Raw genomic sequence first — 10,937 nt, 5'->3', positions numbered from 1 at the left:
CTCCCACGACCTCTGCCCCATCGGCTGCTGCCCCGCCCGCACCGAACACCCCGCCGCCGCCGGCGCCGACAGCCCCTGGGCGACCGCCCGCTGACCGTCGAAGACACGGACGCCCCTGGCCCGCTGCTCCCGGCCCGCCACCTCCAGTCAGGTGGCGAGGGCCGCCTTGGCGGCCGCGCAGTCGGCCGTGCCCGCGGTGGCGCGTCGACCACCGCGCCGGTCACGACCGCGGCCGTCCCGCCGGCGACGTGCCGGGGAGCGACGCCCGCGCGGCCCTCCCGTCCCGCGCCAGGACGGCGGCGGCCGCCCGGCGTCGGGCGAGCGACTCCGCGGCCGCCTCGCGCGGGTGGCGCCGGCGCCAGTACGGATTGTCGTGGGGCAGCTTGCCGGAGACCCGCCCGTACATCCCGAACGTGAGGATCAGCAGCCCCATGACGAAACTGAACATCACGTTGGTCATGCCGAAGTCGAGGAAGTTGGCCGGCCTGTCCAGCACGAACAGGTGGTAGAACCCGCTGATCAGGAACGAGCCCCCGACGGTCATGTTCAGGGCCGAGGCGGCGTTCCCTCCCACGACGGCGCCCGCCAGCAGGACGAGCCCCACGGCGACCGAGATCACGCTCAGGGCGGTGTTGGTCGTCATCCCCGCGATCCGGCCGCCGGACGTGTCGAAGGGGCTGAGCGCGTCGGCGAAGCCGAGGCAGCCGAACACGAGCAGGATGCACCCGCAGAGGGCCGCGCCCCAGCGGTACACCCTGGCCAGGTGGTGGTCCACGGGCAGTTCGTCCTTGAGCCGCACAGCGTTCCCCTTGCTTCCCGTGCCCGCCGGTTCCCGCCCGGGGGCGAGTCGCGGGCGGGCCGACGTCTCCTGGGGCACCTTTTGTGGTGCTTCGGAACGTTTTTCTCGGCACGGCCCGGATCGGATGCGCTTCGCGGGTCCCCTCCCCCGCCGGGCGGACCGGCGCGGGAACGACGCCGTCCGCACCGCCGGCTGCCGCATCCGATGGTGGGACGGCCTCGACGCGGACGGCGTGTCGGCCCGGTGCGCGGCGACGGTGCTGCGCCGGAGCCGGGACACGGGAGGACCCGTCACACCCCACGCCTCACGGTCCTGGGCGGTCACGCACTCCAGCGCGGCTGGGATCCCGCCGCCGTGACACGCGGCACCGTCCGCTCCCTCGCCACGCCGGCGGGCCGTCCGGGTGAACGGCCGCGGTCTCGCATCCATCGGCGGACGGGCGGGCGAAGGCCGTCCCGGAGTCACGTCGACCGAGCGAGGAGAACACCATGGCCGCACCAGCCCGTCACCTTCCCCGCACGTACACGCCCGAGGCCGGCGAGTACGTCTGCGACTGTGCCGCCGCGCACACGTGGCGCATCGACATGGCGGGGCACCTCTTCCCGGCCTTCCCGCCGGACTGCGGTGCCCGCGCGTGGCGTGCGGCGGCGCCCGCCGAGCTCCCCCGCCACCAGGAGCCGCAGCCTCCCGCCTGACCGGCCTCGCTCCTGCGCCGGCCTCGGCGGCGTGACCGTCGGCCGCGGGGATCACCCCCGCGACGACGCCGCCCACGGGCGCGCCGCACGTGCGGGGCCCCTCACCGCCGAAGGGCCGTCAGGCTCCGGAAAGCTCGTGCCCTCGCCTCCGGTGCGGCTCCTCCCCTCCGGCACGACCGGTAGGCGGCCGGGCCCTTCGCATGACGGCGCGGCGCCCTTCCGGCCCGTAGGGATGCGGGCCGCCACGGCCGTGTAGTGGCGGGTCAGGGCCCGCGCCATGGCGTCCGAGGAGTAGGTGGAGCGGACGAGGCCCTGCGCCCTGCGCGCCATCGCGGCCGCCGCACCGTCGTCGACCCGCAGCAGCCTCAGCAGACCCTCGCCGAGCGTCCGGGCGCAGGAGGTGTCGACCAGCAGGCCGTTGCGGCCGTCGACCAGGTAGTGCGGGACGCCGCCGCGTACGGGAGCGGCGACGAGGAGTCCGGCCTCCATCGCTTCGAGCACGGCCAGGCCGAACTCCTCCTTGGCGCTCGGGCACACGTACCGGGCGCGGAATCCGTTCGCGGGGTCGGCCAGTCGACGCTCCAGCGTGCGGACGTCGGCGTTGGCGAGGGCCGGCAGGAGGAGCAGGCGTTCCGCCGCCTCGGGGGAGGCGGCGACGGCCCGCTCGACGCGTGCGCGCATCGCGCGTTCGGCGGGATCGGCGTCCGACGGGCTGCCGCCGACACAGACGAGGACCGACTCACGAAAGGCCCCCGACTCGACCCAGGCACGGACGAGGACATCCTGCTGCTTGACGGGGTGCAGGCGCCCGATGGTGAGCAGCACCGTGGGCGTGCGTGGCCGGCCCGGTCCGGCCGTGGCGCCGAGGGCGGCTCCGACGGCCGCGAGCAGGGAGTCGATCCGCCGGCCGGCGTCCGCCGGAGGCCGGTACGGCGGGATTCCCTCCGGCGGCGCGTCGGGAGCTCCTCCTCCGGCTCGGCCGGCCAGCTGCGGGAAGTGGTGGAGCAGCTCGTCCGTTCCTCCCCCGGGGCCCGCGATGCCCACGACGCGGTCGGCCCGGTCGACCAGCCGGTCCGCGACGAACACCCGGTGCAGGTCGTACCGGAGGGCGTTCGCGTCGGCGCCGGGCGCGGCATGGCGCTCCGTCATCTGGCGGTGCGGGTCGGGCGCGGCGGTGAACACCAGGGCCGCGCCCGACCGGCGGGCCGCTTCGGCGAGGGCGAGCGAGCCGTCGTCGGCGTAGCGGACGTGGAGCACGTCGACGGGTCTGCCCAGGGAGCCGAGGAGCCGGGTCGCCCACCAGGCCAGCGCCTCGCGGTGCCGTCCCAGTTCCTCGGGCCGGACCTGCCGCGGGCTGTCGACGGGGAGTCTGAGCGCCCAGTGCCGCGGGCCCCGACGACGCAGGAGGAGCGGGTCGGCCTCCAGTTCGGGGACGCAGGCCGTGACGAGGGTGAGGACGCCCGCGACGCCGTCGGCCCGCGCGAGCGCGTCGCCGAGGGCTCCCAGCAGGACGCCCAGACCGCCGCTGAGCCCCTCACCGGGCCGGTCCAGGTGCCCCAGGAGCATGGACTGGGCGACGAGCGTCCCCGGCCGGAGCTCCGCGCCCTCCGGGGCGGCGGGCGGATCGGGGGTCCGCAGGGCCTCACGGAGCAGCCGCTCATAGGCGTCCGCGGGACGGGTCCCGGGCATGGCGTCGGCGTGGGGCAGCGGGAGAGCGCCGTCGTACGCGGCGAGAAGACGCCAGGCCGCGTGACGTACCGTCCGTTCGGGCGCGTGGGCCAGCCGGAGCAGTTCGGGCCGGGCGAGGGGGACGAGGGACTCCGCGGCGGCGAGGTCGAGCAGGGGCGCGGCGAGGTGCGGGGGGAGGGCGCCGTGGAGGCCGCGCCGCACGGCGGCCGCGGCGCGCTCCGTCCCGTGGCGCCGGACGACCTCCGGCCACGCGTCGAAGACGGCCGCGCGGGCGTGGTCGCCGTCGGCGAGGAGCCGCACGCACGTCTCGGGAGGCGGCGTGTCGCCCGCCCGTACGCGGCGGCGCAGCCCGGCCAGGACGAGATCCCCGGAGGGCGCACCGGCGGGCCGGCCCGCCGGTGCGCCGTCGGGCCGGTACTCGGCCCGGACGAGTTCGGTGAAGAGGTCCGGCGCGGCGGCGCGGCTTCCTGGGGAGGGGTGGGGCGCGTGCTTCCAGTAGGCGGCCCTGGCCGCCGCGAACGGATCGGGCCTTCCCGGAGGGCGGCCCCCGGGGGCGGGGTCGACGGGCACGGCGGGATCGGGGCGTCTCATCGGAACTCCTCGACGACGGGCGGCGAGGAGTTGTTCGCCGGAGGTCCGGGGCGTGGATGCACGGGTCTTCGACCGCGGAAGGCGTCGACACCGGGCGGTGGTCTCCCGGCGTCCGCCACGCGGGCCCGGCGGCCTCCCCGCGACCGGCAGGCGGTTCCGGGGGCGTGCGCCCGCGCATCCGCCGGACGGCGGGCGGGGGAAACGCCGGCATGAAGCACTCGCGTCCCGGTACCACCGGAACCAGCCGGCCACGCGTCGTGGTCGTCAGTCCTCCGTTCCTCTCGCACGCCCAGCCCCTGTCCGTCCTCGCCGGGGCACTCGCCCGGGCGGGCTGCGCGGTGCATCTGGCGACCGCACCGTCCTTCGCCCCGCTCGCGGAGGCGGCGGGGGTGCGGTTCGTGCCGCTCACCGTCACGCGGAACGCGAACACCGGCGTCGCCCGGAGCACCCGGCAGGGGGCCCGCGAGGCGGAGCGGCTGGAGGAGTTCCTCGCCTCCACCCGGCGCGGGGCCGTCGCGGCGCTGCTCACCCAGGCGCGGCACCGCGGCGAGGACCTGCTGGGGGACCCGTCGGCCGTTCTGGCGGAGCTGCGGAAGCTGCACGCCCGCCTGTCGCCCGACTGGTACGTCGTCGACCAGCTGAGCTACCCGGTGACACTGGCGCTGCACTGTCTCGGCCTTCCGTACGCCACGTACTGCCCCGGACACCCGACGTATGTGCCGCACGCGCCGGAGGCCCTCTTCGGCGTACCCGGGACGTGGCCCCGCGCGGTCCGCCCCGACGAAGGGGATCTGGCCGACCTGCGGCGCGCCGCGGAGGCGGCCGAGGAGGCGTTCACCGCACGGTTCGCCGAGGTCGCGCGTGTGCACGGTCCGGCCTCCCCGGCTCCCGGACGCGCCTTCGCGCTGACGTCGCCCCACGCGGTGGCGTTCGCCTACCCGCCGTTCCCGTGGCTCCCGGAACGTCCCCGGGGAGACCCGGAGTCCTTCTACGGAGGGCACTGCTCGCCGGCCACGGAGCCGAACCCCGGCGGGGCGTGGGACGCGGTGGTGCGCCGGCTCCGGTCGGTCCGCCGCCGGCTGGTGCTCGTCGCCCTGGGCACCTTCCTCTCGGCCCGCGACGATGTGCTGGCCGTCCTCGTGCGCGGGATCCGGTCCCATGTCCCCGACGCCGCGCTGGTGGTCGCCGCGGGCGACCGGGCGGGCTCTCTGGCTCCGCTGGCTGGGCCGGACGTGCACATCGCGGACGTCGTGCCGCAGCGCTGGCTGCTGACGAAGGCCGACGCGATGGTCCACCACGGCGGGAACAACTCCTTCACGGAGTGCCTGGTCGCGGGGACGCCGGCGCTGGTCCTGCCGTTCTCCAGCGACCAGTTCTGCATCGCGCACGACGCGGAGAGGGCCGGCCTCGCGCTCTGCCTCGACCCGTACCGGCTGACTCCGCGCGCGGCCGGAGAGGCGCTGCGGGAGCTGCTTGCGGAGGTGCCGCCCGGTCTGCCGGGATGGACGTCCGAGGTGCGGCGCCGCGGCCCGGACTGGATGGCGCGGCGGCTGGCCCGGACCATGGCCTCGGTGGCCCCGGTCCGCGGGTGAGAAGCGCCCCGGCCGGGGAGTCGGTCCGGCGGCACGCTCGTGATCGCTCCCCGGAAGTGCGGCCGGACGCCGCCGGGTCTCCACCGCCTCCCGCCGTGGACGCGACCGCCGGACGCGTCGACGGTGCGTCGATCGAGGGCCGCGCGCCTCCCCGGCGTCAGGCCGGGGAGACTGTCCAGATTTCGTAATAGGCGATACATTCGGCTTCTCAAGCTCCTTGATCTGAAACACCGGAAGCCGGACGGCGCGGCCCTGAGGACCGGCACGGCCTTCGGTGATCTCCCGCCGCAGAAGGGAAATCCATGAGTCCCACGCTGGCCGACGAGATCCGCAGCCGGCTCGGGGAACTGAGCCCGGCCGAGCGCAAGGTCGCGCGGGTCCTGCTGGCCGGCTACCCGTCGGCGGTCTTCGAGACGGTCGCCACGATCGCGGAACGGGCCGGCGTCTCGGCGCCCACCGTGCTGCGGTGCGCCTCGCGCCTCGGCTACAGGGGCTTCCCCGACCTTCAGGCGGCCCTCCGGTCCGAGCTCGACGCCCGCAACGCCTCGCCGATCACCCTCTACGCGGCCACGGGGACGGCGGAGCGGGCGACGGAGGTCCCGACGGGCTCCGCGGGCACCCCGCTCGTCGAGCGCTCGGCTCTGGTGCAGCAGGCGGTCGCCCAGACCTTCGAGGAGGTGGCCCCGCACGAGTTCGAGGAGGCGGTGAGCCTTCTCGGCGATCCCCGGCGCCGGGTGCACGTGGCGGGCGGAAGGTTCACGCACCTTCTGGCCGAGTACCTCGGTCTGCATCTGATGCAGTTCCGCGATCAGGTGAGTCTCGTGCCGCACAAGGACGTGGAGCGGACCTCCTTCCTCACGCAGCTCGCCCGGCGCGACGTCACCGTCCTGTTCGACTACCGGCGGTACGAGACGGACAAGACGCTCATCGCCGAGCTGGCCAGGGAACGCGGCGGCAAGGTCGTCGTGTTCACCGACCCGTGGCTGTCGCCCGCCGCCGCCCACGCCGACGTCGTCCTCATCACCCAGGTGTCCTCGGACTCCCCCTACGACAGCCTGGCGCCGGCCCTGGCGGTCGTCGAGTCGCTCGTCGCCGCCGTCCTCGGCAGCATCGGCGGCGACGGCCACGAACGGATGAAGGAGGCCGAGAGGATCGCCCAGCGCACCGGACTCCTGTAGGCAGACCTCGCGGGGGCGGGAGTCCCCGCCCGGTCACCGCGGAGCGATGTCGATCCGCAGTCCGGTGACGGTGCCGGCTCCGGCACCGTCACCGGAGTAGGCCGCGAATCCCCGCCCCTTGGTGAAGGTCACGGTGAAGCGCGGCCCGGTCTCGTAGGTGGTCGCCGTGGCGCTGTCCTGTGCCCGGGTCGACGCGAGCGCGCGGGCGGTGGTGCGGAAGGAGTAGGGGGCGCCGTCCGGGTTCGCGGTCGAGTGGAAGACGTCGCCGTTGGCCGGCACGGGCGTCGTGGCGGAGGGGGCGAGGGGCCGCTTGCCGGGGGCGACACGTGCCGTCCAGGTGCGGGCGTCGTACCGGTCGCCGTCGGTGAGGTGGCTGTACCGGGCGCGGCGCAGGGTCCAGCCGTCCGCGGAGTCCCCGGCGCGGGCCTGCCGCAGGTCGAGGACGGCCACGCCCTGGGGGCCGAGGACGGTCAGGTGCTCGTGCGGGGTGCCGGGGCGGTCGACGACGAGGGCGGTGTTCTCCTCCAGGCCGTAGACGCGGTCGTGGCCGGTGTCGGCGGCGAGGCGCAGGGCCCGGCCCTCACGGCCGTAGGCGCCGGTGTGGGTGTCGACGAGACCGGACCTCAGGAAGCCGAACCCGCCCCGGGGGACGTATCCGAGGCGGGCCGGGTCGTCGAAGTAGCCGGGGGCACTGCCGTCGCGGAGCCCTTCGTACGATTCGCCGCCGCTGACCATGTCGGGGCCGGAGGCGATCTGCGCACCGGCGGAGGACCCGGCGACGACGGCCCCGCGGGCGAGCTTGGCGCGGATGGCGGCGAGGACCCTGGAGTCCTTGTGCTCCTCTCCGCGCAGGAGGGTGGTGACGTAGCGGTACTGATCGCCGCCGCCGAAGAAGAAGCCGGTCATGGACTCGACCTGGGCGACGACGGCGTCGGAGTCGGCGTCGGCCACGTGGTCGATGTCGAGGGGGATCCACTGGGCGTCGGCGGCGCCGTGGCGCTTGAAGAGGTCGGCGTAGTACGCGCCGTTGCAGGCGGAGTTGCTGCAGCGGTCGGGGTCGCCCGCGTGGGGGTCCTGGCTCTCGGGCACGGACGCCGCGGTGATGACGCCGATGCGGGCGTGCTCCCCGCCCGCCCGCTTGACGATCTCGCCGTAGACCTGGGTGTTGTCCTCCTTCAGGGCCCCGCCGATCAGCACGAGGGATCCGGCCCGGTGCGGGACCGGACGGGAGTCGGCGGTCGCGGGGGAAGCGGCGGTGAGCAGGGCCACGGCGAGACCGCAGGCGAGGACGGTGCGGCGTGCGGGAGCGGAAGGTGCGCGCATGATGCCTCCGAGGGCGGGAGAGGGGGTCGGCGGGCTCGCGTGCCGGGCGTGCGGCACGAGCCCGTGACGTGTGGCGGGGGTGTCGGCGTGGGCGGAGGAAGTCGCCCCCTCCGCCCGCGCGCCGACGCCGTTCAGGGGGTGCCGATGTCCCCGAGGGAGACGATCAGGTCGGCGAGCAGCGCGACGCGCTGGGGAACGCCGGCGATGTCGAGCCACTCCTGGGGCGTGTGGTCCGCGCCTCCGACGGGACCCAGGCCGTCGAGGACGGGAACCCCGGTTCCGGCGATGAGGTTGGCGTCGCCGACTCCGCCGGTCGCCGCGGCGCCGAGTTCGATGCCGACCGCGTGCGCGGCGCGGCACGCGTGGTCGAACATGCGCCGGGAGGCGGGGGTGTCCTCCATGGGAGGGCAGAGGTCGAGCTGCTCGACCTCGACGGTGACACCAGGGACGCCGGGCTGGTCGGCGGCTTCACGGATGGCCCGGGTGACGCGCCGGATGCCGGCCGTCGTGGCGGCGCGCACCTCGATGCGCAGTTCGGCGTCGGGACAGACGATGTTGGCGCGGGTACCGGCCCGCACGACACCGACGTTGACCGTCACGTCGTCCCAGTGCCCGTTGAGGGCCTGGAGGGCGACGGTCAGATGGGCGGCGGCGAGGGCCGCGTTGGCTCCGCGCTCCGGTTCGATGCCGGCGTGCGCCGCCCGGCCGGTGACCGTGAGACGGAAGTCCGCGACGCCCTTGCGCGCGATGACCAGATCGCCGTTCTCCCGGGCGCATTCGAGGCCGAGCCCGTAGTGCACGCCCTCGGCGGTGCGCTCGATGAGGCTCCTGCCGGCCGGCGACCCGATCTCCTCGTCGGGGGTGGCGAGGAGGACCAGCTCGGCGTAGGAGTCCTCGCCGCACTCGCCGAGTATCTCCAGAGCGGTGAGGCCGGCGAGGAGGCCGCCCTTGTCGTCGCTGACCCCGGGACCGTACGCCGTGGAGCCGTCGACGCGGAACGGGCGGGCGGCGGCGGTGCCGTCCTCGAAGACGGTGTCCATGTGACCGGCGAGGAGGATCCTGCGCCCTCCTGCCGCCTCGGGCAGGACACCGCGTCGGCGCCCGACGAGTGCGTCGCCGGTGCGGTGTCCGTCGGCGGTCACCGGGAAGCGCACGCGTTCGACGTCGAACCCCATGCGTGCGAGGCGACGCTCGACCCAGTCGGCGACCTTGTCGACGCCGTCGGCGCTGTAGGAACCGGAGTCGATGGAGACGAGCTGCTCCAGATCGCGCAGGTAGTCGGAGCGGCGGGTCCGTGCCAGGTCGAGGAAGCGGCCGAGCCTGTCCTGCCGGGGGGCGGGGGCGCTCACAGGACCTTGGACAGGAAGGCGCGGGTGCGCTCCTGCTCCGGGTCGACGAGCACGCGGCGCGGGTCGCCCGCTTCCACGACGACGCCCTCGTCCATGAAGACGGCGGTGTCGCCGACCTCGCGGGCGAAGCCGATCTCGTGGGTGACGACGACCATGGTCATGCCGTCGGCCGCGAGCTGCCGCATGACGTCCAGGACGTCGCCGACGAGCTCGGGGTCGAGGGCGGAGGTCGGCTCGTCGAAGAGCATCAGCTTGGGCCGCATGGCCAGGGCGCGGGCGATGGCGACCCGCTGCTGCTGGCCTCCGGAGAGCTGGGCGGGGTAGTGGTGCGCCCGGTCGCCGAGGCCGACCTGTTCGAGCAGGAGCTGCGCCTGCTCGCGGGCGTCGGCCTTGGAGGCGCCGCCGACCTTGACGGGCGCTTCGGTGACGTTCTCCAGGGCGGTCATGTGCGGGAACAGGTTGAAGCGCTGGAAGACCATGCCGATGTCCCGGCGCCGTGCGGCGACTTCGCGTTCACGTAGCTCGTGGAGCCTGTTGCCCTGCTGCCGGTGGCCGACGAGCTCGCCGTCGACGGTGAGCCGGCCGCCGTCGACCTTCTCCAGGTGGTTGATGCAGCGCAGGAAGGTGGACTTGCCCGAGCCGGAGGGGCCGAGGAGGCAGCAGACCTGACCGCGCTCGACCGTGAGGTCGATGCCCTTCAGCACGTCGAGTCTCCCGAAGTGCTTGCGTACGCCTTCGGCGCGCACCATGGGGGTGCTCATCGGTTCCGCTCCTTGTTCTTCTTGCCGAGCCGCTCCGTGGTCCCGCCGAGCAGGCGCCGGAAGGGCGAGGCGTGGCCCGCGCGGGTGGTGCCGCGTCCGTAGCGCCGCTCCAGCCAGGCCTGGGGCACGCCGAGGAGGGTGACGAGGGCCAGGTACCAGATGCTGGCCACGACCAGCATGGGGATGACCTGGTAGTTCTGGGCGTACACGTCCTGGATGTTGGACATCAGGTCGTGGGCGGAGATGACCGAGACGAGGGCGGTCATCTTCAGCATGTTGATGGTCTCGTTGCCCATGGGCGGGATGATCACGCGCATGGCCTGGGGCAGCACGATCCGTCGCATGGTGAGCGCGGGACGCATGCCCAGCGAGTGGGCGGCCTCCGCCTGGCCGGGGTCGACGGACTGGATGCCGGCGCGGACGATCTCCGAGGCGTAGGCCGCCTCGTTCAGGCCGAGGGCCAGGAGTGCGGCGATCGCCGGTGTCAGCAGGGCGTTGGTCTCGGCCTGGAAGAACGTGACGTCGGTGAAGGGGATGCCTATCTTGACGTACTTGTAGAGCGCGGCGGCGTAGCCCCAGAAGATGATCTGGACGAGCAGGGGGGTGCCGCGGAAGACCCAGACGAAGGCGTTGGCCAGGCCGTACAGCACGGGGCTCGACGAGAGCCGCATGACGGCGATCAGGGTCCCCAGCGCCAGGCCGAGGACCATGGCGGCGGCGGTCAGCCAGAGCGTCGTGGCCAGACCGTCGAAGATCAGGTCGGCGAAGAGGTAGTCACCGACGACGTCCCAGCGCAGGTTGTCGTTCTTCGCCAGCGATCCGATCAGCCCGACGAGGGCGAGCAGGGAGGCGACGGCGGCGATCCAGCGGCCGTGGTTGCGGACGGGGACGATCTCCAGCTCGGGCGTGCTCGTTGCGCCGCCGGTCGCCCGGGCGGCGGGAGACGTGGTGTCGATCATC

Annotated in this window: 9 protein-coding genes; 3 read left to right on the top strand and 6 right to left on the bottom strand. The window is 74.5% G+C overall.

Annotated elements, in window-relative coordinates:
- Positions 1 to 220: 220 nt before the first annotated feature.
- On the bottom strand, positions 221 to 799 hold the full coding sequence (locus IE245_RS26730) for a DUF4383 domain-containing protein (RefSeq protein ID WP_189951984.1): 579 nt from the start codon (positions 797 to 799) through the stop codon (positions 221 to 223).
- A 488-nt stretch (positions 800 to 1,287) separates the two neighbouring features.
- On the opposite strand from IE245_RS26730, the gene IE245_RS26725 reads away from it, so the two are divergent.
- A complete protein-coding gene (locus IE245_RS26725; protein WP_189951982.1) occupies positions 1,288 to 1,494 on the top strand; it encodes a hypothetical protein in 207 nt (68 codons plus the stop codon).
- A 51-nt stretch (positions 1,495 to 1,545) separates the two neighbouring features.
- Here the strand turns inward: IE245_RS26725 and IE245_RS26720 are convergent, their stop codons facing one another.
- Positions 1,546 to 3,774, bottom strand: a complete 2,229-nt coding sequence (locus IE245_RS26720; protein WP_189951980.1) for a glycosyltransferase — start codon at positions 3,772 to 3,774, stop codon at positions 1,546 to 1,548.
- 209 nt (positions 3,775 to 3,983) lie between these two features.
- Between IE245_RS26720 and IE245_RS26715 the strand changes: the two genes are divergently transcribed.
- Together IE245_RS26715 and IE245_RS26710 are read left to right on the top strand one after the other, a co-directional pair.
- The gene (locus tag IE245_RS26715; RefSeq protein ID WP_189951978.1) at positions 3,984 to 5,366 is read left to right on the top strand and encodes a glycosyltransferase; all 1,383 of its coding nucleotides are present in this window, start codon (positions 3,984 to 3,986) and stop codon (positions 5,364 to 5,366) included.
- Between the two features lie 302 nt (positions 5,367 to 5,668).
- Positions 5,669 to 6,544 carry a MurR/RpiR family transcriptional regulator gene (locus IE245_RS26710; protein WP_189951976.1) on the top strand — a complete coding sequence of 292 codons (876 nt, stop codon included), beginning with the start codon at positions 5,669 to 5,671 and terminating at the stop codon, positions 6,542 to 6,544.
- Positions 6,545 to 6,577: 33 nt separating this feature from the next.
- On the opposite strand, the gene IE245_RS37805 is transcribed toward IE245_RS26710, so the two are convergent.
- The 4 genes from IE245_RS37805 to IE245_RS26690 form a co-directional block, all read right to left on the bottom strand.
- Positions 6,578 to 7,867, bottom strand: coding sequence for a cyanophycinase (locus tag IE245_RS37805; protein WP_189951974.1), 1,290 nt, complete (start codon positions 7,865 to 7,867; stop codon positions 6,578 to 6,580).
- Between the two features lie 131 nt (positions 7,868 to 7,998).
- On the bottom strand, positions 7,999 to 9,216 hold the full coding sequence (locus IE245_RS26700) for a M20 family metallopeptidase (RefSeq protein ID WP_189951971.1): 1,218 nt from the start codon (positions 9,214 to 9,216) through the stop codon (positions 7,999 to 8,001).
- Positions 9,213 to 9,977: an amino acid ABC transporter ATP-binding protein gene (locus IE245_RS26695; RefSeq protein ID WP_308436632.1), complete on the bottom strand. Its 765-nt coding sequence runs from the start codon at positions 9,975 to 9,977 to the stop codon at positions 9,213 to 9,215. Before IE245_RS26695 ends, IE245_RS26700 begins: the two co-directional genes overlap by 4 nt.
- Positions 9,974 to 10,936, bottom strand: coding sequence for an amino acid ABC transporter permease (locus IE245_RS26690; protein WP_189951969.1), 963 nt, complete (start codon positions 10,934 to 10,936; stop codon positions 9,974 to 9,976). Before IE245_RS26690 ends, IE245_RS26695 begins: the two co-directional genes overlap by 4 nt.
- Position 10,937 lies beyond the last annotated feature (1 nt).

Source organism: Streptomyces roseolus (assembly GCF_014649855.1).
In the GTDB taxonomy this organism is placed as follows: domain Bacteria; phylum Actinomycetota; class Actinomycetes; order Streptomycetales; family Streptomycetaceae; genus Streptomyces; species Streptomyces roseolus.
The sequence above is the reverse complement of the archived record's forward strand: the minus strand, read 5'-3'. Positions and strand labels throughout refer to the sequence as shown.

Excerpts from the sequence above, each read along its gene's own strand:
- IE245_RS26725 (WP_189951982.1), top strand. The coding sequence starts at position 1,288 with ATGGCCGCACCAGCCCGTCACCTTCCCCGCACGTACACGCCCGAGGCC.
- IE245_RS26720 (WP_189951980.1), bottom strand. The coding sequence starts at position 3,774 with ATGAGACGCCCCGATCCCGCCGTGCCCGTCGACCCCGCCCCCGGGGGC.
- IE245_RS26715 (WP_189951978.1), top strand. The coding sequence starts at position 3,984 with ATGAAGCACTCGCGTCCCGGTACCACCGGAACCAGCCGGCCACGCGTC.
- IE245_RS26710 (WP_189951976.1), top strand. The coding sequence starts at position 5,669 with ATGAGTCCCACGCTGGCCGACGAGATCCGCAGCCGGCTCGGGGAACTG.
- IE245_RS37805 (WP_189951974.1), bottom strand. The coding sequence starts at position 7,867 with ATGCGCGCACCTTCCGCTCCCGCACGCCGCACCGTCCTCGCCTGCGGT.
- IE245_RS26695 (WP_308436632.1), bottom strand. The coding sequence starts at position 9,977 with ATGAGCACCCCCATGGTGCGCGCCGAAGGCGTACGCAAGCACTTCGGG.
- IE245_RS26690 (WP_189951969.1), bottom strand. The coding sequence starts at position 10,936 with ATGATCGACACCACGTCTCCCGCCGCCCGGGCGACCGGCGGCGCAACG.